The organism is Rothia sp. ND6WE1A (assembly GCF_001683935.1).
Classification (GTDB): Bacteria; Actinomycetota; Actinomycetes; order Actinomycetales; family Micrococcaceae; genus Rothia; species Rothia amarae.
Genome location: NZ_LXTU01000043.1, coordinates 60,681 through 84,605 on the forward strand (window position 1 = coordinate 60,681; position 23,925 = coordinate 84,605).

Sequence of the window (23,925 nt, forward strand, 5' to 3'; positions counted from 1 at the left end):
TTGTTTTTGTTGCGATCAGCCAATGATGGGCCTTTCTTCTGGGTATTTGTAGAGACGGCGACGCGAACGTAGCGCAAGGCCGGTCGCTACTGTAATGATGCCGATACGTCCGACGAACATAAGGGCAGTTAAGACATAGATACAGGATGGCGGAAGGGATGCTGAGAGTCCCACGGAGAGGCCACAGGTAGCGTAGGCGGAGATGACCTCAAAGAGCACCCGGTCCAGGCTCTCGCCGGTGATGAAGACGATGGCGGCGGTGCCGAGAAAAACGATGATCGCGCTCATCATGATGACCGAGATAGCGATGCGCAGAACCGAATCGGGAATTGTTCTATTGAAAGCGACGACGAACTGGTCGCCTCGTGCTTCGGCGATGACCGCAAGGATAACTACGGTGATGGTGGTAATTTTGACGCCGCCGGCGGTAGACGCTGAACCGCCGCCAATGAACATGAGCACATCGGTAATCAGAAGCGTGATGGGGTTAGCATCGTTCATATCTACCAGGTTGAAGCCGCCAGAGCGTGTCATTATCGAGGCAAAGAACGAGTTCAACAGCTTGTCTCCCATGCCTAAAGAACCGATAGTTTTGGCATTAGACCATTCGAAGAAGCCCCATAAAACCGCGCCCAATACGAGAAGGGTGACTGTGCCAATCATCGTGAGTTTGGTGGTGAGGTTCCAGCGGTTGAATCGGAAGGGATTCTGCTGGATGACCAGAATAACGGGAAAGCCCAGCGAGCCAATGAAAACGCCGATGCACAGAGGTAACAGCAACCATAAATCATGTCCATAGGGGACTAGACCATCGCTGTGCGGGGTAAAGCCGGCGTTATTGAAAGCAGAAACGGAATAAAAAATTCCATGCCAGATGCTTTGGAAAACTGACTCGCCTAACAGCATGAAACGCGGAATGAGAACCAGGGCAATGACCGCTTCAAAAGTAATAGAAGTGACCGCGACCGTTTTCAGCACCGAACCCAGCTCGCCGAGTTTACCGATATTCATTGCTTCCTGGGCAATCAGCTTGGAACGTAATCCGAGTTTTCTGCCGACTGCCATGGCGAGCAGTGACGTCATGGTCAACGTACCGAGTCCGCCAATTTGGAAGGCGAAAAGGATCATAAGTTGGCCGAAAAATGACCATTGAAGGGCAGTCGAGACCGTGGTCAATCCAGTCACGGTCACGGCAGAGGTCGCTGTGAACAGGGCATGGTGGAATGCGACTGCGTGACCGTCGTTAGAGGAAAGCGGCAACATGAGCATCACGGTGAAGAAAATAATGACGATGCCGAAGGCGAAAATTGCCATGCGAGAGGGCGAGCTGCCCACGGTGCGGTCGATCAGGTCACGGATACCAGTTAAGAATTGAAAAAAACGATCTCTACCTTCTGTGGCATCAAATTCGCTCTCTAAGCGGTTTGAGCTCAATTTCGCCTCCTTTCCTAGCGGTTTTGGCGTTATTTAGCTTAGTCTGCCTCGTCAAAAAGTGGCATAGGCGCTCAGAAAGAGTAGGGTGTGTTTAGTATTAACTGTGAGAAACATTACTAGTAAGAGGTTGGGTTATGAGCTTCACTAATCGATGCCACCCTGTGCCCACGGGCATCATTTGGGGCTCCAGCATGGGCGAATACTTTTTCGGTGACTACCACCCCATGCATCCCAGTCGTCTGGACGCTACCGCTCGCCTGGCTTCAGACCTAGGTATTTTTGATCTTCCTCAAGTGAATGTCGAAGAGCCTGAAGTTGCCGGGGACTCGGTTCTCTGCCTTGCCCACGACCAGAAATATATTGATGAAGTAAAAGCTGTCAGTGCTAACCCTCAACTCACCATTGAAGACTGTGGGTTGGGAACCGAGGATACTCCGGGATATGCGGGCATCCACGAGGCTAGTGCGCGTTTGGCTGGTGGCAGTTATCAAGCCGCAGAAATGATTTTGAATGGCTCTGCAGTTCATGCGGTGAATTTCGGCGGAGGGATGCACCATGCTGCCCGCAACCATGCCAGCGGGTTTTGTATCTATAACGATTGTGCGGTGGCTATCCAGCACCTACTCGATCAGGGGGTTAAGCGCGTGGCGTACATCGACGTCGACGCCCACCACGGCGATGGCACGCAGAGCATCTTTTGGGATAACCCCAACGTGATGACCATATCCATGCACGAAACGGGAATGAAACTGTTTCCCGGCACTGGGTTCTGCAACGAGTCAGGCCCCGAAGGAATCGCCAGCGGCACTTCAATCAACGTGGCGATGCCAGAGAACGCAAGCGATTCCGACTGGATTCGCGCCTTCGACGCGGTAATCCCTGCGATATTGCGAGCCTTTCAGCCAGAAGTTATCGTCAGCCAGCACGGGTGCGATTCCCACTTCAGCGATGATATGTCCCATTTGGGAATTAGCATCGAATGCCAGCGGGAAATAGCAGGATATGTGTCTGTCTTGGCGGACGAGCTCTGTGAAAGTAGATGGATCGCCACCGGCGGGGGAGGGTATTCGATTTATGATGCGGTTCCTCGGGCATGGACCCACCTGATGGCAATCGCTGCAGGCTCCCCGCTGGGTGTTCAACTGCATACCCCCACATCGTGGCAAGAATACATGTTGGAAAAGTACGGAACTCGTGCCCCTACTGTGATGGGTGATTTTACGGATTTGTGGTGGAGTTCGTGGGAAATCGGTTTCAATCCGGCAGATGAAACGGATCGAACGGTCATGGCAACGCGTAAGGAAGTCTTCCCCCACTGGGGCCTTGATCCCTGGTATGACTAAACGCATTAAGGCACTGTGTACATATAATCCCAGCGGAATAAAGCCAAGTGGAGTTGAAGTCTAAAACAATTCTGAGAGCTCTCCTAAAACTTTAAGGAGAATTCGAAACTTCGCAGTGTCTATGCATTCGCCGTCGGGTATATATGTAATTATTGTGCTTATGATTGATGACGTTTTTGCAGTTATCGCAGATCCGACTCGTCGCCAAATTCTGCGCACCTTGTCTTCCGGGCAGCGTGCAGTAGGTGATTTGGTGGATGAGCTGGAAGTCAGTCAGCCCACAGTCTCAAAGCACCTGAAAGTTCTTCGAACCGCCGGTTTAGTTGAGACTCAAGCAGCCGGTCAGAAGCGCTACTATTCACTGACCCCAGCACCACTTGCAAAAGTTTCGCTGTGGATAGAGAGCCTTTCTTCCGCTGATGAGCAGACCAACGCTTCCCCCGAATCTGTTGAACAGATCCCCGAATCCCCCTTGCCCGTCGCTCAGACTGCTTCTGTAGAAAAAACTGCAGAAGACACTGGTACGGACTTAGCTGAAGATTCAGAACCTACCGCTGAAGCCGAGGTGCCTGAGAATCGCGAAGAGCCACAGCAAGCCGAACCTTCAGAGCGATCTCAATTCGACATGGGTGCAGAAGGGGGACCGTACGTGTCTCATCAGCCCAGACACTCCAGCGCTGCTATTAGCTTCTCCCCGCTCAAACCTTTTGTGCCGCAACCTTTCACTCCTTTGAAGCCTTCAGAGAAGACTTCGCAGGAAGCTCTGCCAGGGAAAACCGTGTCAGAAGAGGTGCCCAAGTCTTCCCAATCTGCTGAGCCTGGTGTTCACCCAGAACCAGAAGCAGAGACGCCGCGAGAAACAAATCTGTCCCTTACCCCGCAGGAAGACACCGCTGGGATGGAGCAAAAAGACAGCGAACTCGAAGAAGTTGAAGCACCTGCAGCTTCTGCCCTCGATGCGGATGAGCACGGCTCAGACGGCTTAGAGGAAGAGCCACACGTTGCTGAATCTTCACCAGAATCGTCGCCGCATATTCAGGAGCTACCCGGTTTGCCGACTGCCGCTGAGCAGGATAGCTCCCGCCGCGAGGAAGAACATCGAGGATTGTTCGCTACGCTCTCTCGCTGGGGACGACGTCGTTCTCGCTAATACCCACCCTCTTTTCTGGAAAGACTATAGAAGCCGTTCATGTCTGTAAACCGAAAAATTCTTACCTGGCTTGAAACTGAATTGTTTGAGGGTCGCCTTGAACTAGGGCAAAATTTGCCCGATGATCGCAAACTAGCCAACATTATCCATGCCAGCCATTCCAGTACTCGTGAAGCGCTAAAACAGCTGGAAATTATGGGTATTTTGCGACTCTACGAGGGTAAGCGCAAGACCATCATCGCTCGTCTGGTGAGTGAGCCCTTTGTCTCGGCCGCACCGGCTTTGCGCCTACATATGTCGAGCTCTCGTCATCCTATGCGCGATATTGTGCAAACTCGTATCCTGCTGGAATCGTGGGCTGTGCGCCATGCTATTCCTAGTAGCCCCGTGTTGGAGGAGCTTGAAAGCATTCTCACAAGCATGCAACGAGAGGGCATTTTGCCCCAAGAATTTCACCAGTACGAAGTTGACTTTCATATCGCTCTCACCAAGCTTTCAGGCAATCAGCTTCTGGCTGGTCTGATGACCTCAATGCGCGAACCCATCTACGAATATTTGCTGTCGATTATGGGCAAAGTTCCGCTGTGGAGCGCTACTGCTATTCGCCTGCGAGCTGAACACCAGGCTATTTTGGCTGCGTTGCAGGCTGGCGATGTAGAAATGGCTAGCCAGCTGGTTATTTCGACTATAGAGCGCCAGTATTCTGAAGCGGGCATAGACTTGGACGAGGCAACCGAGGTGGTCAACGATCTTCCCGGCACCCGCGCGTCCATAGCCCCTGTGGAGGTAGAGCAGGACGACCTGATTCCTCAGGATTGGGAAGTTCCCGTGGCATCCTCGCTTATTGAGGCATTAGAGAATATTGGGGCTCCCGCTCATGCAAATGGTCGCCAGGCCTACGAGCACCGATCTTCTTTAGTCGATTCAGCCCCCAGAAGTGCTGAAAATGAGGAATCAGAAGATAGCGAGACCGCTCAAGATGCCGAATCAGCCAAGACCTCAGAATCCGCTGAAATGATTACTCATCAGCGATCCACCACGTCGGCAAATTTCATTGCAGTTGCAGACCAGAAGTCTTCGGCAGGTTCCTCTCGCCGGCGTCGCGGCGTGGTGAGTTCTGCGGTTCATGCGACCGTCATTAAACCTATTAATCGTTCTCAGCCTGCCGTTTCAACTCCCTCCGAGCCTGAATCCGCAGAGGCACGCGAATTAGCGGAGCAAGAGCGTTTACAACGAATAGCGCAACTAAGTGAAGAAGGGAATGTAGCAGCTTCTTCGCCAGAAGAGCCTCAGATTGAGTCAGTTGCGGCTCAGGAGGTGGAGCCCGAGGAACCGGCTCTTGAAGCTGAGACCCCTACTCCTAAAAAACCGCGCCGTCTCCGGGGCTGGTTAGGGCTGGGCAAGAATTCCAACGCCAGCACTTCTGCGCAGGAGAAAGAAAACTCGCAAGAAGAAAATACCTCTGAAGAGCTCAACACTCCCGTCGAGGAAGAACCTCCTGCAGGTTCTTCTACAGACGTTTCCCCTGAATATTCAGCAGAGGAAACTGTCTCAGAGGATTTTTCCGCAGAACGAGAAGATTTCCCGGAGCCAGTGCAACCTCAAGCTCCTGAGGGGTACGTCTTTGCTAATGAAGATCACCTCGCACCAGAAATTATCGACGAAACCCCCAGAGATCCGAAGACCAAGAAAGTCAAAGAGCAGGCAAGTCTCTCGGATTCTTTTACGATTAATAAAAAGAGCCAGAATAAAAAGAAGCGGAAACGCTAGCGATGGGATGACCTGCCGGTTTCGCCCAGAACGAGAAAATCCTCTCATTTCGTAGCAGAATGCGGAAAATTCACAGATTGCTTGTACGCTATACAGAGAGCGTTTTTCAACCGTTTAGGCACTGTTGTGCCTATTTTGGTTTTTATGAAGCGTTTATACCGGTATAAACCGCAACCCGGCTTAGCTAACGCTTTACTCGCCCTAGCGGGCAAAGTGGCTGGGTGTTAATTGTTAAGTGAGGTGAATCCAATGGGTTCAGTTATCAAGAAGCGCCGCAAGCGTATGTCCAAGAAGAAGCACCGTAAGCTTCTCCGTAAGACCCGCCACCAGCGTCGCAACAAGAAGTAAATTCTTGTCAGCTTTTCGAGCCCCGCATTCTTTCGTGGAATGCGGGGCTCGAATACTTAACCCTCTAAACTGGAGGGTATGAATTCTCAGCAAATACCTCAGGTATCGCTTTTAACCAGACCGGGTTGCCACCTTTGTGACGATGCACGGGAAGTAGTTGACAGGGTCACCTCCGAGCTAGGGCTGGGCTTTGAGGAGATCAACGTGGATGAGTATCCTGAGCTCAAAGCCGCTCATGATACGGAAATACCTGTGGTGCGCGTCAACGGCGTGCCCAAAGATTTTTGGCAGATCAATGCCCGTCGGCTCACAAAAATTCTGCGTACTGAGCTGGAACGCGCAGCCTAAACACAAGTAAGTTTGATTCAGATAAACTTGCGTTCTTGGCTGGGCACGCTCGCCACAATTTGAGAGACTGGTCAGTATGAGTTCTTCACACGTCAAAGTACACGTTATGCGCCACGGCGAAGTAGAGAATCCTGAGCGGATTGTCTACGGTCGTTTGCCTGAATACCATCTCTCCGCACTGGGACAGAAGATGGTGCGAATGAGTGCTGAGGAATTCAAACGTATGTCGGATGAGGGCGCTAATATCGTATATTTGGCGATGTCACCGCTCACCCGTACTCGTGAGTCTGCCGCTCCAATTACTGAGCTGTTGGGACTAGAAGGACATCCGGACGAGCGTGTGATTGAGGCAGATAACCATTTTGAGGGTTTGCACGTGAATCGTGAGGAGATCTTGAAGAACCCCCGCCATTGGCCTTATCTTCTTAATCCGCTGCGCCCATCCTGGGGGGAGCCTTTTACTCATCAAGCTCACCGGATGGCAGAGGCAATAAAGGACGCCGGCGCTCAGGCGCTCGCTAGAGGTGGGAGCGGTGCCGAAGCTATCGTGGTGTCGCATCAGCTTCCTATTTGGATGGCACGAAGATCAGCAGAGGGCAAGTTCCTGCCCCATGACCCCCGTACTCGCCAGTGTAATTTGGCATCTATCACCACCTTCGAATTCGATGACTTGTGGTCACCTCAACGCCCTAAAATCAGTTATAAAGAACCGGCTGCGCCCCTGTACTCAGGTGTTATCCAGCTACCCGGGTCATAATTAAGTTTTGTCCTGTGCCCTTTATCTACTGTGAGAGTGTTTATGCCTGCGTTTTCAAGTCCAGATCGTGAGCTACGCGGATTTTCCCGCAAGCAAGCCTTATCGCTCGCCGGAGTTGCTACTGCTCTGCTTTTGACTGGTTGCTCTTCATCGAATGATTCGCTGGCTAGCCAGGCAGACGCTGGAGATTCTAAAGGCTATATTGCTGGGGACGGCTCGGTCACTGAATATTCTGAGGAAGAGCGTAGCCAGCCCGTTTCTTTCACGGGCACTCTCTATGATGGTTCGACCATTACCGCCGAAGAGTTGCGAGGTAAGCCTGCGTTACTGAATTTCTGGTACGCCGGCTGCGCCCCGTGTCGATCCGAGGCACCTCATCTCGTTGAACTTCATGAGAAATTTGGAAATAAGGTGCAGTTCTACGGCGTTAACGTCCGCGATGAGAGGGGCACCGCCGAAGCCTTTGAAAACAATTTCAAGATTAAATACAAGAGCTTTAAAGATGCCGATGGCAAGGTACTCTACAATCTTTCGAAGTTTGTGCCCGCTCAAGCAGTACCTACCACGCTCATTTTGGACGCCCAGGGTCGTGTGGCCGCTCGCATTCTAGGTGAAATTGATTCATCTATCCTGAAGACCCTTCTGGAAGATCAGGCGAAGAGTGTTTAATTTTGGTCAAGTAGTGACCGATGGGTCGCTGTGGCTATCGGTTCCCTTGGCGGCACTGGCGGGGCTTGTTTCTTTTGCCTCGCCCTGCGTCCTGCCTCTTGTGCCCGGTTATCTTGGTTATGTATCGGGTCTAAGCGGTAGCGATGCGCGGCATCCCACTCGCCGTACCATCCTTGGCATAGCTCTGTTCATCCTTGGATTTTCCACTATTTTCGTGCTCATGAGCGTGGTGCTGGCTCAGTTAGGGGCGGCTCCCTGGTTACGGGGGCAGTCTTGGGTTCAGGTAATACTTGGTCTTTTGGTTATTCTGATGGGCCTTGTATTTATGGGTAAGGTGTCCTGGTTCCAGCGTGACCTAAAGATTGAGCGCAAACCTCCGGCTGGTCTATGGGGAGCGCCGATTCTTGGCATGACGTTTGGTTTGGGTTGGGCGCCGTGTATCGGACCGACCTTTGCAGCGGTTCAAACCCTGGTGTACATCGACGGTTCCAATAGCGTGAAAGCAATTTTGCTGACTCTTGCTTACTGCATGGGGCTTGGCATTCCGTTCATGTTAGTGGCGCTAGGCATCACCCGGGGCGTTTCGACCTTTGGCTGGGCTAAACGCCACCACAGACTTCTGCAACAAGTGGGCGGGTTCGTGCTTATTGTCATCGGTATCATGATGGCAACCGGAGCCTGGACTGCCCTTATTTCGTGGGTTCAAGCAACCCTTCCGACCTACACCCTTCCAATCTAGTAAGAGAGCTTATCGATGGCGAAGAAAGAGACGACGGCGACTGCGCTTGGGCCCATGGGTATGTTGCGCTGGGCTTGGACTCAGCTCACCAAGATGAACACTGCGTTGTTCTTGCTGTTGATGCTGGCTGTAGCGGCTGTGCCCGGTTCTATTTTCCCTCAGCGTATTCAAGATCCCACCAAGGTGAGCGATTATATTGAGACGCATCCTACGTGGGGTCCTATCGCCGATAAAATTCAGCTCTTCGATGTCTTTAGTTCTGTATGGTTCGCCGCAATCTACATTCTGCTTTTCATCTCTTTAATTGGTTGTGTGATTCCTCGAGCGAATCAGCATTATAAAGCTCTTCGGAAGAAGCCTGCAAAGACTCCCAAGAATTTCGATCGCTTGCCGGTTCACCGCACTCTCACCATTCCTTCATCAGCTGGAGTGGAGGATCTCTCATCTGAACAGGCGATTACCGATGCTACAGCGGTTCTGAAAAAGCGTCATTACCGGGTGGATGTGCAAAGCATAGATGGCGTTTACTCGGTTAGCGCTGAGCGCGGCTATATCCGTGAAATTGGAAATATCATTTTTCACGTGGCGATGATTGGCGTGCTCATCGGAGTCGCTGTAGGTTCATTGTTTGGGTACCGAGGACAAAAGATTTTGGTGGAGGGGGACACCTTTGTCAACTCACTGATTAGCTTTGACTCGTTTACACCAGGTACTAACTACAATCCTGACTGGCTAGATCCTTACACTGTCACTTTGAATAAGTTCGACGTGGAATACGATCGCCAGCAAGGCTCTCACACCTATGGCGATGATTTGGACTACACCGCCGATCTCTCCTTCCAGGAGACAGACGGAACGACCGACCAGGCAACGCTGAAGGTCAACGATCCGGTGAATGTCAACGGCACGAATCTTTATCTTTCCGGTAATGGTTACGCTCCCATCATTAAGGTGGAAAACTCAGACGGTTCAGTTGCCTATGAAGGTCCCGTGGTTGGTCTGACCTCTGATGGAAAATATACTTCTTCAATTGTGCTCAAAGTCCCCGATGCAAAGAACGGGCAACTTGGGTTTGTTGGAATGTTCTTGCCCACTGGTGAGCGGGATGCGACAACTAACATCCCTCGTTCTATCGATTCCGAAGCCTTGAACCCCATGCTGGTTCTGCAGTCTTACACTGGCGATTTGGGGCTCGACAGCGGCCGACCGCAAAATGTCTATGTGCTCGATACCAATACGCTCAAACCGCTCAACACGATGGCTACAGGTAACGGTATTGTGCTGGACGCCGCAAACAACACCGTAGATTTGCCCGAGGGGCACGGCAAAGTTACTTTTGAAGGTTACAAGCGGTACGTTGGATTAGACGTGCACTACGACCCTGGTAAGAAAATCGTATTGTGGTCCTTTATCGTGGCATTCTGCGGTCTGATTATTTCCCTCTTCGTTCCCCGACGTCGTGTCTGGGTTCGCGCACAATCCGCAGGTTCAGATCTCCTAGTCGAATATGGTTTGCTCGCACGCGGCGAAGACCCACGTCTGGCAGACGAAGCAGATAAACTAACCGATATCTTTGCGGCCCGCTGGGGTCTAGAATTTAGTGAAGCTGACGACGCTTAGCTAGAAAAGCTGTTCGGAGGAACAAACATTGCTTAATCAAACCCTCGCCCAATGGAGCGAGCTGTTCATGTTTTTGGCGGCGGTGACCTACATGGTTGCCTTCATCGCCTTCGCGTGGGACGTTGCGGCGCATTCGCGCACTACCCAACGCCTGGAATCGCAAAACGTTGAGAAGAAGACTCCTGCCCGTAAAGCTCAGCTAGTCGGTGCTGGAGTGGGTTCAACTGCAAAATCCGGCACTCGAAGTGCCAACAAAAATGAGGGCAGGCTCGTCAGCAACGAGCAGGGTACTGGTGCTCGCGGTCTGGGGTTCAATAAGTCTGCGGCAGAAATGCTAGAGGGCGAAGTTGCCGACTCGTCCATGATGTGGGGTAGCGGTACCCAGAAGCGTACTGCTGCGCGCATTGCGGTTGCTGTGATGATTCTGGGCGCTGTGATTCACCTGGCGGGTGTTCTGTCTCGTGCCTTCGCAGCAGGTCGTGTTCCCTGGGGAAACATGTATGAGTTCTGCACTACCGGTGCTCTTGTGGTGTCGGTGGTTTTCCTCATCTCGTTGATTTTCCGTGATCTTAGGTTCGTCGGTGTCTTGGTTTCAGGTTTGGCACTGACCATGATGACGGCGGCGACCATCGGCTTCCCCACCCCTGTGGGTCATCTCAAGCCCGCTCTGCAGTCTTACTGGTTGGTTATTCACGTTTCGATTGCGGTTTTAGCATCAGGCATTTTTACTATTACTTTTGCCATGGCAGTTTTGCAGCTCATCCAGACCCGCCGAGAACGTGACATCATCTCAGGCAAGGGGTCCAAGCTGAACTTCATGCGCTTGGTTCCTTCCTCTCAGGCACTGGAAAACTTTGCCTTCCGCCTGAACGCTGTGGGCTTTGTGATGTGGACCTTCACTCTCGCCGCCGGCGCTATTTGGGCAGAGAAAGCGTGGGGACGCTACTGGGGCTGGGATACTAAGGAAGTCTGGACGTTCGTCATTTGGGTTGTTTATGCCGCCTACCTGCACGCTCGTGCAACGCGCGGTTGGGCCGGCCCTCGATCGGCGTGGCTTTCTATCGCAGGCTACCTGTGCATCGTTTTCAACTTTACGATTGTGAACGTTTTCTTCTCGGGGTTGCACAGCTACTCGGGTCTCTAAAATTTCGTAGCTAAATATGGCAAAAGCGCGAGTTTTCAAAATAATATTTTTGAAAACTCGCGCTTTTTTACCTATAAAAGGAATTTAGAGGGAGGGAGGGTTCTCACCCTCTTCGTTCCTGTTGTGCCGTTGCTGGCGCATCTTGCGTAATTCTTCATCGAGCTGGGCGTTCAGTTCCGCTTCCCGTTCTTCTTCTCGACGGCGGGATTCGGCCTCCCGCTTGGCCCGCGCATCCAAGAATTTGAGGTATTCGGCGTCATCGTCTGGAGCTTGGCGGGGCTGAGGTGTCACCGGCCCGAAGCTCGTTGAAGGTTTGCGCTGTTTACCCAAGAAAAGCCAGAGCAGGGCTCCTATGACTGGGAAAATGATGATGAGCAGTATCCAAGCAGGTTTGAGAACTCCGCGAACTTGGGAGCGGTCGGTGCGCCCACAATCAATGAGCGCATAAATAATGAGCGCCACTAAGAGTGCTCCGCCACCGATAATCATCATTGCTCGAATCATGTCTAAATTCTTTCATGCCAGCACCCATTTGTGCCCTAATTTCTCGCTCAGCAATGGCTTGCACCGGGAGCGGAGTCAGCGTGGTTTTCGCAGAAAGCTACTGGGAAGCACGTTATTTCTCGACCCAAAGTTCGCTAGACTGGTCTGGTGAACTTTCTCAAGTATTCTTTGCTTCGTTTCGGTCTGATGATCGTTGTCTTTCTTCTGTGCATGTGGCTCAACGTGGGCTTGATTCTTTCGGGAGTCTTTGCCATACTCATTGCCTTCGCCGTCTCCTATTTGGCGTTTCCCAAGTTGCACGTCGCCGCTGGTCAAGATATGCAGAGATGGTTTTCTAAGCGTCGCAAGGACACCCCTCAGAAAAAAGCGGTCGCAGAAGATACTGAGATTGAAGATGAATACGCTGAACAGAAACGCCGCGAAGAAGGAATCGACTTCTAAGATTCTGTTCAGATATAGCAAAAGAGCATTCCAGATGGAATGCTCTTTAGTGTTTAAGCAGGGAAATGCAGTGCGAACTCCTCGCCCCAGACATCCAAGTGTTAGTAGCCGAGGAAAGGCACTGACTCGGGAGTAAAGATGTCAAAGGTGCCTAGATATGCAGCTACAGCAACCAACAGAGAATATGCCATAGCAACCAGCCCCGCCTGTTTGAGAACGGGGATCAGTGCTTTACCGTTGCTGCCAGAAAGCACCACAAAGCACGAATGCAGGATGGGACCCAGCAAGATGAATACCAGCAGATACCAGGGATTTGCTGGCACAAGGAGGGCGGTGAGGAGAAGCCCCAGAAGCATCTCGATGGCGTAGACGCGACGGGACCACGTATCACCCAACCGTACTGCCATCGTCAATTTACCGACTTCTCGGTCGGTGGGAATATCACGCACGTTATTTGCCATGAGCAGGGCGCAGGAGAAAAGGCCCAGAGCGAGGGCAAAGACCCAGCCTTCGAGTGTGAGGTGAGCAGTCTGAGTGAAGAGAGTCCCCAGGGTAGCTACCAGACCAAAATAGATGAAGACGAAGATGTCACCCAACCCCATGTATCCGTAGGGGTGCTTGCCGCCGGTATAACCCCAAGCCGCGAAAACAGAAGAAGCGCCGATGGCTAGGAACCACCATTGCTGGGCAAGAACGACCAGCCCTAGACCGGCAAGCATTGCCAAACCAAAGCAGAGAAAAGCAGCTGCTTTAACATGAGATGGTTTTGCCACGCCAGAGCCCACGAGGCGGAGCGGGCCTACTCGAACTTCGTCGGTACCCTTTACCCCATCGGAATAATCGTTGGCGTAATTAACGCCCACCTGCAGAAAAAAAGCCACCAAAAAAGCTAGAAATCCGCGGAAAGGTTTGAACTCGCCCCAGGAATACGCCGCTGCGGAGCCTGCGATAATGGGAGCAATCGCAAGGGGGAGCGTGCGTAGGCGCGCTCCTTCAATCCATTGAGCGGGTGTAGCCACAGAACTCTTCTTTCTACGAACCAAAAAACTTGAGCAAGCAAACTTTATTCTCTCACACGGGCCGCAGGCTTCCTCGACTGCCCCGGTGTGAGGAGTAGAGCACTACTTCCCTGCGGCAACGGCAAGCAGTGCGGCAAGCTTTTTACGGTCGGGCTTGCCGGTAGAGAGCTGAGGGAAAGTATCTAGCGCTTCAAGGTGCTTAGGGCGCTGGGCAGGATCTAGCTGTTCAATGAGAGCGGATATTTCGCCGTCAAACGAACTTGTTTTCTCGCGCACGTTGACTGCTGCAACCACAGCGGATCCCCATTTAGCATCGGGGATGCCGCACACGAATGCTTCGCGAACCAGGGGATGTTTTTCGAGCTGTTGCACTATGGGGGCGGGAGAGACCTTTACCCCACCGGTGATGATGATATCGTCTGATCTACCTTCTACTCGCAGCTGACCGCGAGAGAAGGCGCCGACGTCGTCGGTGCGGTACCAGGGCAGCCCGGCTGAATCGAAGAAGAAATGTTTTTGAGTTCTGTGCGGGTCGTTCAGGTAGCCGCTACCCACCATATCTCCACCGAGCCAGATGCGTCCCGCTGTACCCTCGTTTGTTTCTTCTATCCGAATAGAGACGCCGGGGAGGGGCTTGCCGTTGTAAACGCAACCTCCTGAGGTCTCCGCCGAACCGTAAGTGGTGTACACCTTCAGGTTCTTTTCTTCAGCTTGTTGCAGTAACGCTGCGGACGCGGATGCTCCACCGAGAAGGATCCCGTCGAAAGACTGAAGAGCTTCTAAGACAGCAGGTTGGGTTTCGGCGGCTTCCAGCAGTGTATGAAGCTGAGTAGGCACCAAGGAAAGCATCCGTGCGCCACCACTCATCTTTTCAGCCGCTGAGAGAAAAGACTGCGGGGTGAAATGTTCCCCGCGTGTGATGGAAGAAGCGACGACCGGCGTCGTACCTCCTAGGACTGAGCGAGCAAGCACTTGGGCACCTGCCACATAATGCACCGGGAGCGCCAACATCCATTGAGCATGCTGCGTTCCACAAAATTGTTCGGTAGCTCTGCCTGAGGCGGTGAGGGCACGGGAGGAAAGTACCGTCTTCTTGGGCACCCCTGTTGAGCCGGAGGTAGCGACGACGAGCGCAGCGTCCTCGCTGGGGTGAGCAAGCAACTTCTCAAAGGTGCGGAGCATTCCTGAGATGTCAGAAGGAATATTTTGCCCCACCGTTATCGCGTGCCGGTGGAGGCCAGCTGGGGCAGAAAAGGGCTGAAGATTCTGCGGGTCAAAAATGGGGTGCTCTAAAGTCATGATGCTTCAACTTTATCCTGAAGATAACGAGAAAAAAGAAGTTCTAGTTCCTGGTAGATGACTCTTCGTACGATACTTCGGGCATGCTGCACAGCGAGAGGCAAACTGGCTGGGTCTGGCATGAATCGCATTTGTGAGCGTCAGCGAACCATGCGAGAAGGAATGTTTGCCGACGCTGTGCAGAATGGCAGAGACGGGGCGGCCGTCAGTAATTCTTTTTAAATAAGGTCTTCTGCGACAAAAAGGGCAACCGAATAATCTCGGTTGCCCTTCTTTGTATCAGAGAGGTTTTAGAAGTAGTAGGGGTACTGTTCCCACTGCGGATTACGCTTCTGTAAGAAAGCATCGCGACCTTCTACCGCTTCATCGGTCATGTAAGCCATACGCGTGGCTTCGCCAGCGAAGACCTGCTGACCTACCATGCCGTCGTCTGGCAGGTTGAAGGCGAATTTCAGCATGCGGATGGCCTGCGGTGACTGGCGTGCGATGTGAGCTGCGTATTCCAGCCCTTTCTTTTCAAGGTCCGCATGGGCAACGACCTCGTTGACCGCTCCCATCTCATACATGCGCTGAGCATCGTATTCTTTGGCTAAGAAGAATATTTCTCGGGCAAACTTCTGTCCCACCTGGCGTGCAAGTAAAGCTGAACCGTAACCGGCGTCGAAAGAACCTACGGTGGCGTCAGTCTGTTTGAACTTACCAAATTCGGCAGAAGCAATAGTGAGGTCAGCAACCACGTGGAGCGAATGCCCGCCTCCTGCTGCCCACCCTGAAACGAGTGCGATTACCACCTTAGGCATGGTGCGAATGAGTCGCTGAACTTCTAGGATGTGGAGACGACCAGAGCGTGCTGGGTCAATCGTCTCCGCGGTCTCACCTTCAGCGTAGTGGTAGCCATCGCGACCGCGAATTCGCTGATCGCCGCCGGAGCAAAATGCCCAACCACCGTCTTTCGCGGACGGCCCGTTGCCGGTGAGGAGAACCGTGCCCACACTGGAGGTCATGCGGGCATGATCAAGTGCGCGGTACAGCTCATCTACGGTGCCGGGACGGAAGGCATTTCGTACTTCGGGGCGGTCAAAGGCGATACGAACGGCTGGTAAATCGCGCAGGATTTCGCCCGATTCGTTGCGCTCCACCTGGCGGTGGTAGGTGATGTCTTGAAAGTCTTCAAAACCTTCCACCACGCGCCACTGGTTGGGATCGAAAATGTCAGAAACTTTCTCGGGAAGCTCAATAGTCATAGCAACAATTCTACCTACCGAGTTTTTGCCGCGTGGACGGCGGCGTCGAACTCCGCTTCAATCTCGGCATTGGGCTTATACGTCACCAAAGAAACCACGATGGAAAGAATGAAGTTCACGATAAAACCGGGAACGATTTCATACATGGTGGAGTGAAGGGATTCGATATTGCCCCAGATGAACACGGTGAGAGTTCCAGCTACCAGACCAACGATCGCGCCCCAGTTGGTGAGCTTCTTCCAGTAGAGGGAGAGCAAAACGATGGGACCAAAAGCGGCACCAAAACCTGCCCAAGCGAAAGAAACGAGTTCGAGGATGGAGCTTTCGGGGTTGCTTGCCAGAAGTGCAGCAATGAATGCAATCACAAGAACACCAATTCGCCCCAGCCATAGACCTTGGGTGTCGCTGAGTTTTTTCGAGCTAAAAGCACCATAGATGTCTTCTGCCAATGCTGAGGAGCAGACGACCAGCTGGGAGGAGAGGGTGGACATGATTGCTGCTAGCACTGCTGCCAGAATGAGACCCGAGATGAAGGGGTGCAAGAGCAACTGAGAGAGATCAAGGAAGACCGATTCGGCGTTCTTAGTATCGGTCAGCGTTGCGTCGGGGTGACGGGCGAAGAAAGCAATGCCAATGAGACCTGCAGAGCAAGCACCGACAACCGTCAGTACCATCCAGCTGATGCCAATGCGACGGGCGGTGTTGGCGTCGGATACGGAGCGGAGCGCCATAAAGCGGGTAATGATGTGAGGCTGACCGAAATATCCCAAGCCCCATGCGGCGGTGGAAATAATGCCTAGGAAGGTGGTTCCTGTAAACAGGGAGAGAGCGTTGGGGTTGACTTCGCGGATAGTATCTACGGCACCAGTGGGGCCGCCTACATAGAACAGCGCCATGATGGGCAGAATGATAAGAGTCGCCAACATGAGAAGTCCCTGCACCATATCGGTGTAAGAAGCTCCGAGGAATCCGCCGAAAACGGTGTAGAGCAAGGTGACGCCCGCGATGAGCAACATACCCCAGATGTAAGGAAGACCGAACGTTGACTGGAAAAAGACGCCGCCGGCTACCATGCCCGAGGAGGCGTAGAAGGTGAAGAAAACCAGGGTAATCAGTGACGTGAGGATACGCAGAATCTTGGTGTTATCCCGTAGGCGGTTGTGAAAGAAGACGGGAACGGTAGACGAGTTGTGGGAGATTTCCGTGTAGCTACGCAAACGGGGTGCCACAATTTTCCAGTTGGTCCATGCGCCGATGGTCAGGCCAATTGCCATCCATCCTTCGGCTAAACCGGTGATGTAGAGCGCACCGGGCAAACCCATGAGTAGCCAGCCGGACATATCTGCGGCACCGGCTGAAAGCGCTGCGGTAGTGGGGGAGAGCGAACGCCCGCCCAGAATGTAGTCGTCGAGATTATTATTCTTGGTCTTAGCCCAGAGGCCAATGGCAATCATTGCCAGGAAGTAGATAGCGAGAGCGGCTATCTGAAAAGCTTGGTCGCTCAAAAGAACCCCTTATAGCGATATAGCGGAAGGAAGTGTGATGTTCGTAATAATAGCTGTTGAGCTAAGTTACAATCAAAATTCTGATGAACGGCTCGAAAACTATTTGCATAAGAATAACTTATGCAAACAGTTAACTACTTCTTGATGTCAGGGGGAGAGATTTGAGGAAACTGCCCCGTTTTAGTGGAGACGATGGCGTCTAGCATCGCAGTGTTCGTATTGAGTTTGATTGCAGACCGGTTGGTTTGCCAGACCAGGACGGCGCCTGAGACAGCAATGAGCAAAATACCCAGGTAAGACCAGAGCGGCAAGACTTCTCCGAGAAGAATCAGCCCAATCAGCGCACCGTTGACCGGATCTAGGCTAAAGAGCACTCCAATGACTGCCGCTGACGTGAGGCGACCGGCAAGCGCATCGGCTGAGTAAGCAAAGGCAATGCCTAAAAGTCCCCCGGCAAATACTCGCATCCAGGCGTCGGTGTCTAAATGCGGAATGGCAGGTATGGAAAAAGGGGCAAAAATAAGGGACGCGCAGCAGATGGAGAGCGTGAGACCTTTGAGCCCTGCAACGGCGGGGGAACCATTGCCTATGCGTGCAGAGAGAAGGGTGTAGCCTGCCATGGACACTGCGCTGAGCGCTGCATAGAGATAGCCCACGACATGTGATAGCTCAAAAGTGGGTCCGGCAATAAGAATGACTCCTACCAGGGCGCCGATGGAGAGCAAGCCATCGCGTAATCGTCGAACACCCAAGAGGGATACTCCGAAGGCACCCAGATATTCAATGGTGACGACAATTCCCAGCGGCAGATATTTAATAGCCTGAAAGTAGCCGGTGGTCATCAGACAGACAACTACCGAGTAAATCAGTACCTGGGGCCAGTCCGTTTTTTTGAGCGCTAGAGGGTTGGGGTGTACCAGCAATGCAAGGATGAGGGCTGCAGCTCCCATGCGTAATCCAGCAACGGACAGGGGAGAAAAATCGGTGTAAAGGTGGGACAGCAATGCGGTGGAGCTTTGAATGGCTAATGATCCCAGAACTACTAGGATAAATGCCGCAGTACCTCGATGATGAGCCGGGATGGTCTGTGCGAAACTCGCAATGCTGAACTTAGTCACCTATAGTTACTCCTTTCAAAATTTCATCCTGAACAGTCCAGGGGGTATTGCTGGGCTGTGAATCTTGATAGACATCGAGCATTTCTGCCGCCGATGAGGAAAAACGCGCTGTGCCGTCGCTTTCGATGGTTTTTAGGGGAAATGAAGCAGCAATCAGTGCGAGAACTTCAGCATCTTTTACTCCCCGGTCTCGTATCTCAGCAAGGGTGACCGCTCCATCACGTTTAGCGAGCCGGTCCCCTTTTCCATTCAGAGCCAAAGGCACATGACGGTACCTGGGGGCAGGAAAACCTAAGAGATTAGCCAAGTATGCTTGGCGCGGCGTAGAAGACAAAAGGTCGTCTCCGCGAACTATCTGGGTAACACCTTGATATCGGTCATCAAGTACTGAAGCCAGATTGTACGCTGCCGTCCCATCATTTCTCAGCAATACAAAATCATCGACGTCCGAAGTAAATTCACCGGCGATATCATCCACCACAGTAAATTCGCGCATCTGCGCTCTCAAACGTATCGCACCGGGGCGGTCTTGACGACGCCGCGAACGCTCGTCCTCACTGAGATTACGGCAGGTGCCAGGATACGCCCCGGGCGCCGCATGAGGAGCACTGGTTGCCGACTGAATTTCTTTGCGCGTGCAAAAACACTCGTAGGTAAGCCCTTGAGCGGTTAGCTCCTCAACCACCTGTTGATAATCAGCAATGCGAGTGCTTTGGTACAGCACCTCGCCGTCCCAATCAATTCCCAACGCCTGCAAATCTGCTAGCTGACGCTCGGCGGCTCCCTTTTTCACCCGATCTAAATCTTCCACCCGCATGACGAACTTTCCCTCTGAACTGCGAGCCTCTAGCCACGCCCACAACGCCGTGCGCAAATTACCCAGGTGTAAATCCCCCGAAGGCGAGGGAGCATAGCGACCAACGACCGGCGCATCGGAGGGAAACTGGTGGGCAACACTGGAAGAAATAATCACTCTTTCCATGGTAGGGGATGGCGGCAAAAACGTCAGATGAACGGCGAAAATACGGTGTGAAACGTAACGCAACACTCTCTCAATACTTGAAATATAGGGTGGAATGGCTGAACTTCCAGTACCTTTATATATATGGCACGAACAATCGAAATTTCAGACGGCGTCTATCTGATTAGTACGGATAACTATCGTTTGAATACTGGGCTTATTGTGGGCGCAGACAAAGCTATGGTCGTAGACACCGGCGCCGGTCCTAGACAGGGCGCTGAAGTTCTACGCGCCGTTCGTCGAATTACCGAGCTTCCTCTGACTGTAGTTACTACTCACGCTCACTTTGACCGCTTTATGGGTCATGCTGTCTTTGAAGCAGACGGCACCACCGAATTCTGGGCACACCCTCGTGCCGCTCGAGCTATTGAGCTTTATGGCGATCAGCAACGTTCGTATGTGGAAGTTCTTGAACCTGAGATGGCTCATGCTCAAGGTCCTAACACCCACCTCGTCATTCCGCACCGTTTTCTTCCGGGAGACGGCACCCGCGCGTCGTTTACTCGCGTTGAGCTGGGGGAGCGGGCAGTGACCTTGTTCTACCTCGGTCTTGCTCACACAGACTCTGATGTATTGGTGGGAGTCGACGATGTTCTATTCTGCGGTGATTTAGTGGAACAGGGTTCCGATCCCGCATTTGATGATTCTTACCCCGAATCATGGGTCTCTACTTTGCACGATTTGGCAGGTCTTGATCGCTATCGTGTTTTTGTACCGGGTCATGGTGTGCCGGTAGAGCGTAGTTTCATTACCCGCATGGCAGATACGATGCAAGAAGCCATTGATATTATTAAAGCCTCCACTCGTACAGGAAACGTCAAACCAGCAACTGCTGCCATGTACAAACTGCCCTACACCGGTGGCTCTACCCGTATTCTTCTAGACCGCTTGGAATGGCTGGAAAAACAGGAGAAAGAAGGGCAAGGGCTCTCCACTGCACAATTCGATGAGGCACCTACGGGCCTTACCGGGCCAATTACTATTGGGCGCGCGCTCTAAAATATAAAACAGGTATATACAGGAAGCGGTAGATAGCGTTGAGTTATCTACCGCTTCCTGTTTTTAATAATCTGAAACTTTGATGTTCTTCTAGTAGGTCCAAATTTTGGTGTAGGCGGAACGCTGTTTGTTGCGCGCTCGCAGGAGACCGATTTGGAGCGAGGTTGTGAAGGCGAGAACTGCGAGAATCATGCAGATAGCTGCCATCAGCGCGCCTCCGGGGATGGGGTCATAGAAGGTGACTAAGTAAAGGGCTAAGGAGCAGAATCCCAGGAAGAAGCCGCTAATGCTCAGAAGCGGAATCAAGATGAGTCCTGTGCGCTGCGTATTGCTGAGATCGAGTTCTTCAGATCGTAGAAAGCGTAGGATTGTCAGCCCAATAACTGTCCAGATGGAAGTCAGAATGATGGCTGTTATGACGTCGGCTGGGCGGTGCCATCCGTTGATGATGGTGGAAAAACCCGCGGCGAAAGAGATGACTGCTCCGAGGAGCGCGACGGCGGGGCGCAACTTCTTGGGTGAGGCGATAAAGAGAGCTGCTGCGGCTGCTGCAGCAAAAGTAGTGTGCCCTGAAGGTGCCGAGTTGAGCGCTGCTTCTTGGATTCCAAAATTTGGTTTAGAAATAACAAGGTTTTTGAGGACCTGTGCCGAAATGTTCGCGCAGAGGGCAACGCCTAGACCAACGAGTGCAGGTACAAAGCGGTGTTTCCACAGGAGAACAAAGATAATTCCTACCACTGCCAGCACCCCGGCGATCGCTGGAATCAAATCAAGTAATTGCAGGGTCTGGTTTTGTAAGCCTAGGAACTGGTATGAGAATTCGTTGAAAGAAATCTCATCGAGCTGCTGACCGACGGGTATTTGGATGTAGAAACCGACTGCCACCAGCAACATGAAACTGAGCAAGAAGATAGCGAAAATATGTTGCATGAGAGCCCAGAAAGTGGGGCGGGTTCTGCGAATGTTCTTAGGGGAGAGCTGACCTAGGGGGGAGGGGCGTTCCCCGTTTTCAGGTTCCACTACTGAAACCGGAGCATGGGTACTGTTCTCGATAGTTGTACTCTTCCAGGCGTTTGCCGGTGATGTGGAGAGCTGATTGTTCGGCTGTTCGCCGGTTCGATGAATCATGGAACGTCTGAACTGCCTTTCTATCTCGAGCGCAACATTGAAACACGAATTCCTCTGCACAGATATTTTGGCAGAAAGTCTTGTGCGTTTGCTGAGAGAAATCAGTGTAACCACAGATTTTCTGAGTTTTTGAGGGAGATGAGTACATTGGAAGCTATGAAGACTTCAATTCCTCCCTTCTTCGATGGTCAACAGCTTCCTTCCCTTCAAGAGGTCCTGGAGAACGTGAGAATTTGCTCGATACCTATGAACGTCAAGTTCCGTGGCGTTCAGGTGAGAGAAACGGTTCTTTTTCACGGGCCTGCCGGGTGGGGAGAATTTGCTCCCTTCCTCGAATACTCTGTTGAAGAATCTGCGGCGTGGCTCGCCAGCGCTGTGGAGAGTGCCTGGCTGGGTTTTCCAGAGGCCGTCCGAACGGAAATTCCTCTCAATTCAACCGTCCCAGCAGTCGAGGCCGCACAGGTTCCTGACATTTTGGGGCGCTATAAGGGCGAGATTCGTGAGGTGAAAGTTAAAGTCGCGGAAACGGGGCAGAGTCTGCAGGACGACGTCGCGAGGCTGCGCGCAGTGGCTCAACACCTGCCAGCCGCCCGTCTGAAGGTGGACGCCAACGGAGGGTGGAGCGAAGATCAGGCAGTAACTGCTTTGAGCGCTATGGAGGAATTTGACCTCCTCTACGCGGAGCAGCCGGTCGAATCTGTTCAGGGGTTGGCTCGGGTGCGAGAACGGTTACATGAGAAGAAAATATTTGTACCCATCGCCGCCGATGAATCTGTCCGCAAGGCTGAGGACCCCTTGGAGGTGGCCCGTTTGGGGGCAGCTGACGTCATTATTATCAAAGCGGCTCCTTTAGGTGGGGTTCGCCGGGCGCTTGCGGTAGTAGAGCGATCAGGCTTACCTGCGGTTGTTTCCTCGGCTTTAGAGAGCTCGGTGGGGATTCGGACGGGCGCGGCATTGGCGGCGTCTTTACCAGAACTGCCCTTTGGGTGCGGCCTGGGCACGGTGACGTTGATGACTCAGGACACAGTGGAGCACTCGTTGGTTGCGGAGAACGGTGTATTGAAAGTGCGCCCGGTGGTTCCCGATGAAAAACTTCTGCAAATTTTGGCGGTTTCCGCTGAAAAGAATGAATGGTGGCGGCAGAGAATTACTGACTGTTACCGCTATTTAGTGGATAGCCAGAATTGAGGCGAGATTTACCACCTATTCATCCGTGTTCTACTTCCTGGTTAACCGGCGCGTGCAGAGTAAGTGTTGTCAAGGTCTTGGGCCTATACGGTGAACCACGAAGGAAATAAAAGTGCAATTTTCAAAATATTTTTTCAAGAAAACCGCGAACTCCTGGCAGCGCGTAATCCGTCAGATGTTTCTTACTCCGTCGCTTAGTCCTCAAGAGCGTTGGGATTGCTATTATGAGTACCGCTGAGGTCCGGACGGGCAGTGAGAAACCTATCATGCCCAATTAGACCCAGCTTATTTGTATATATAAATAATTTGATTACATTTTGGGGATTGGATTAGGGGTCGAATCGCAAAATTGGTCTGCAATTTGTTGGGTTTGTCCCCTAAAATTTCTTTGCAAGGTAAAAATGAAAATAGCCTTGTCCCCTACTTGTGGGACGAGTTTTCTTAAGATAAGTTACTCTTGAATCACAGCAAAAGAGCTTTACTTGTAAAGTTTATATAAATCCGTTTTTATCCCCTTGCCGCTCCCCGGCGGCATCCCCCACATGAACAGAGGTTATGATGTTCTTCCTACAATCAGCAGCTAAGGCAAGCAAAGTTCAGACTGTTTCTGACAAGGTCGTCAAAAACTTCAAGCAGATTTTCTTGACCCCCGATCTCACCGCTGAAGAGCGTTGGGACATGTACTACGACTACTCTGCTGTTACCGGTAAATAGTCCCCTCATCACTTCTTCAAAGTAGTCACTCCACCACTTGAGAAGCGGATTTGTTGGAGCCCCCGAGCGTTCGTAAAATGAACTGGCCCCCGAAAGTTGGACTGGTTTTATTCTAGGCGGTTAGAGGCTTTAGGGTCTGGTTCCGGTATTGCATCGGAGTCAGGCCCTTGAGTCGTTTTTGGATGCGTTCATGGTTGTACCAACGGATGTAGTCATCAATTGCGTGGTAGAACGTCTCCAGACTGGTGAATGATTCCCCGTGGTACATCTCTGATTTGAGGTGTCCGAAGAAGTTTTCCATTACCGCATTGTCGTAACAGTTTCCTTTCCTTGACATCGATTGTGTGCCACCGATAGCTGTGATGAGTGTGCGCCAGCTGGAATGTTGATATTGGAATCCTTGGTCGGTATGTACAAGCAAAC

Annotated in this window: 24 protein-coding genes; 14 read left to right on the forward strand and 10 right to left on the reverse strand. The window is 52.2% G+C overall.

The window, feature by feature from the left end:
- Positions 1 to 15: 15 nt before the first annotated feature.
- Positions 16 to 1,434, reverse strand: coding sequence for a potassium transporter TrkG (locus A7E48_RS05815; RefSeq protein ID WP_068170672.1), 1,419 nt, complete (start codon positions 1,432 to 1,434; stop codon positions 16 to 18).
- 134 nt (positions 1,435 to 1,568) lie between these two features.
- On the opposite strand from A7E48_RS05815, the gene A7E48_RS05820 reads away from it, so the two are divergent.
- From A7E48_RS05820 to ccsB, 10 genes are all read left to right on the forward strand, one after another.
- Positions 1,569 to 2,777, forward strand: coding sequence for an acetoin utilization protein AcuC (locus A7E48_RS05820; protein ID WP_068170674.1), 1,209 nt, complete (start codon positions 1,569 to 1,571; stop codon positions 2,775 to 2,777).
- Positions 2,778 to 2,937: 160 nt separating this feature from the next.
- A complete protein-coding gene (locus A7E48_RS11570; RefSeq protein WP_343876458.1) occupies positions 2,938 to 3,927 on the forward strand; it encodes a metalloregulator ArsR/SmtB family transcription factor in 990 nt (329 codons plus the stop codon).
- 39 nt (positions 3,928 to 3,966) lie between these two features.
- Entirely contained in the window at positions 3,967 to 5,697 is a 1,731-nt protein-coding gene (locus A7E48_RS05830; RefSeq protein WP_068170678.1) for a FadR/GntR family transcriptional regulator, read from the forward strand.
- Positions 5,698 to 5,946: 249 nt separating this feature from the next.
- Positions 5,947 to 6,045, forward strand: a complete 99-nt coding sequence (locus A7E48_RS10780; RefSeq protein ID WP_005504750.1) for a 30S ribosomal protein bS22 — start codon at positions 5,947 to 5,949, stop codon at positions 6,043 to 6,045.
- Between the two features lie 78 nt (positions 6,046 to 6,123).
- Positions 6,124 to 6,393: a glutaredoxin family protein gene (locus A7E48_RS05835; protein WP_068170679.1), complete on the forward strand. Its 270-nt coding sequence runs from the start codon at positions 6,124 to 6,126 to the stop codon at positions 6,391 to 6,393.
- Between the two features lie 76 nt (positions 6,394 to 6,469).
- Entirely contained in the window at positions 6,470 to 7,150 is a 681-nt protein-coding gene (locus A7E48_RS05840) for a histidine phosphatase family protein (RefSeq protein ID WP_068170680.1), read from the forward strand.
- Between the two features lie 42 nt (positions 7,151 to 7,192).
- Complete coding sequence (locus A7E48_RS05845; RefSeq protein ID WP_068170682.1) at positions 7,193 to 7,819, forward strand: TlpA disulfide reductase family protein; 627 nt, start codon at positions 7,193 to 7,195, stop codon at positions 7,817 to 7,819.
- Complete coding sequence (locus A7E48_RS05850; protein ID WP_068170685.1) at positions 7,812 to 8,558, forward strand: cytochrome c biogenesis CcdA family protein; 747 nt, start codon at positions 7,812 to 7,814, stop codon at positions 8,556 to 8,558. Before A7E48_RS05845 ends, A7E48_RS05850 begins: the two co-directional genes overlap by 8 nt.
- A 15-nt stretch (positions 8,559 to 8,573) precedes the next feature.
- Complete coding sequence (locus A7E48_RS05855; RefSeq protein WP_068170688.1) at positions 8,574 to 10,178, forward strand: cytochrome c biogenesis protein ResB; 1,605 nt, start codon at positions 8,574 to 8,576, stop codon at positions 10,176 to 10,178.
- Positions 10,179 to 10,245: 67 nt separating this feature from the next.
- Positions 10,246 to 11,322 carry a c-type cytochrome biogenesis protein CcsB gene (gene ccsB, locus A7E48_RS05860; RefSeq protein WP_068170752.1) on the forward strand — a complete coding sequence of 359 codons (1,077 nt, stop codon included), beginning with the start codon at positions 10,246 to 10,248 and terminating at the stop codon, positions 11,320 to 11,322.
- Between the two features lie 84 nt (positions 11,323 to 11,406).
- On the opposite strand, the gene A7E48_RS05865 is transcribed toward ccsB, so the two are convergent.
- On the reverse strand, positions 11,407 to 11,826 hold the full coding sequence (locus A7E48_RS05865; protein ID WP_083147223.1) for a PLD nuclease N-terminal domain-containing protein: 420 nt from the start codon (positions 11,824 to 11,826) through the stop codon (positions 11,407 to 11,409).
- 147 nt (positions 11,827 to 11,973) lie between these two features.
- On the opposite strand from A7E48_RS05865, the gene A7E48_RS05870 reads away from it, so the two are divergent.
- Complete coding sequence (locus A7E48_RS05870; RefSeq protein ID WP_068170691.1) at positions 11,974 to 12,267, forward strand: DUF4229 domain-containing protein; 294 nt, start codon at positions 11,974 to 11,976, stop codon at positions 12,265 to 12,267.
- A gap of 101 nt (positions 12,268 to 12,368) precedes the next feature.
- Here the strand turns inward: A7E48_RS05870 and A7E48_RS05875 are convergent, their stop codons facing one another.
- The 6 genes from A7E48_RS05875 to gluQRS form a co-directional block, all read right to left on the reverse strand.
- Positions 12,369 to 13,286, reverse strand: coding sequence for a 1,4-dihydroxy-2-naphthoate polyprenyltransferase (locus A7E48_RS05875; protein ID WP_068170693.1), 918 nt, complete (start codon positions 13,284 to 13,286; stop codon positions 12,369 to 12,371).
- A gap of 102 nt (positions 13,287 to 13,388) precedes the next feature.
- On the reverse strand, positions 13,389 to 14,585 hold the full coding sequence (locus A7E48_RS05880) for an AMP-binding protein (protein WP_068170696.1): 1,197 nt from the start codon (positions 14,583 to 14,585) through the stop codon (positions 13,389 to 13,391).
- A gap of 290 nt (positions 14,586 to 14,875) precedes the next feature.
- Complete coding sequence (locus tag A7E48_RS05885) at positions 14,876 to 15,829, reverse strand: 1,4-dihydroxy-2-naphthoyl-CoA synthase (RefSeq protein ID WP_068170699.1); 954 nt, start codon at positions 15,827 to 15,829, stop codon at positions 14,876 to 14,878.
- A gap of 14 nt (positions 15,830 to 15,843) precedes the next feature.
- A complete protein-coding gene (gene putP / locus A7E48_RS05890) occupies positions 15,844 to 17,334 on the reverse strand; it encodes a sodium/proline symporter PutP (protein ID WP_068170702.1) in 1,491 nt (496 codons plus the stop codon).
- A gap of 134 nt (positions 17,335 to 17,468) precedes the next feature.
- The gene (locus tag A7E48_RS05895) at positions 17,469 to 18,452 is read right to left on the reverse strand and encodes a DMT family transporter (RefSeq protein ID WP_068170705.1); all 984 of its coding nucleotides are present in this window, start codon (positions 18,450 to 18,452) and stop codon (positions 17,469 to 17,471) included.
- The gene (gene gluQRS, locus A7E48_RS05900; protein ID WP_068170758.1) at positions 18,445 to 19,434 is read right to left on the reverse strand and encodes a tRNA glutamyl-Q(34) synthetase GluQRS; all 990 of its coding nucleotides are present in this window, start codon (positions 19,432 to 19,434) and stop codon (positions 18,445 to 18,447) included. The genes A7E48_RS05895 and gluQRS overlap by 8 nt, the downstream gene beginning before the upstream one ends.
- A 123-nt stretch (positions 19,435 to 19,557) precedes the next feature.
- Between gluQRS and A7E48_RS05905 the strand changes: the two genes are divergently transcribed.
- On the forward strand, positions 19,558 to 20,472 hold the full coding sequence (locus A7E48_RS05905) for an MBL fold metallo-hydrolase (protein ID WP_068170709.1): 915 nt from the start codon (positions 19,558 to 19,560) through the stop codon (positions 20,470 to 20,472).
- 90 nt (positions 20,473 to 20,562) lie between these two features.
- Here the strand turns inward: A7E48_RS05905 and A7E48_RS05910 are convergent, their stop codons facing one another.
- Positions 20,563 to 21,600: a phosphatase PAP2 family protein gene (locus A7E48_RS05910; RefSeq protein ID WP_068170712.1), complete on the reverse strand. Its 1,038-nt coding sequence runs from the start codon at positions 21,598 to 21,600 to the stop codon at positions 20,563 to 20,565.
- A 138-nt stretch (positions 21,601 to 21,738) separates the two neighbouring features.
- Here A7E48_RS05910 and A7E48_RS05915 point away from each other — a divergent pair, with 138 nt between their 5' ends.
- Together A7E48_RS05915 and A7E48_RS11140 are read left to right on the forward strand one after the other, a co-directional pair.
- Positions 21,739 to 22,788: an o-succinylbenzoate synthase gene (locus A7E48_RS05915; RefSeq protein ID WP_233126004.1), complete on the forward strand. Its 1,050-nt coding sequence runs from the start codon at positions 21,739 to 21,741 to the stop codon at positions 22,786 to 22,788.
- A gap of 555 nt (positions 22,789 to 23,343) precedes the next feature.
- Positions 23,344 to 23,502, forward strand: a complete 159-nt coding sequence (locus A7E48_RS11140) for a hypothetical protein (protein ID WP_158004403.1) — start codon at positions 23,344 to 23,346, stop codon at positions 23,500 to 23,502.
- A gap of 112 nt (positions 23,503 to 23,614) precedes the next feature.
- Here the strand turns inward: A7E48_RS11140 and A7E48_RS05920 are convergent.
- The coding region (locus tag A7E48_RS05920; protein ID WP_141669388.1) for an IS3 family transposase at positions 23,615 to 23,925 on the reverse strand (311 nt) is incomplete at its 5' end.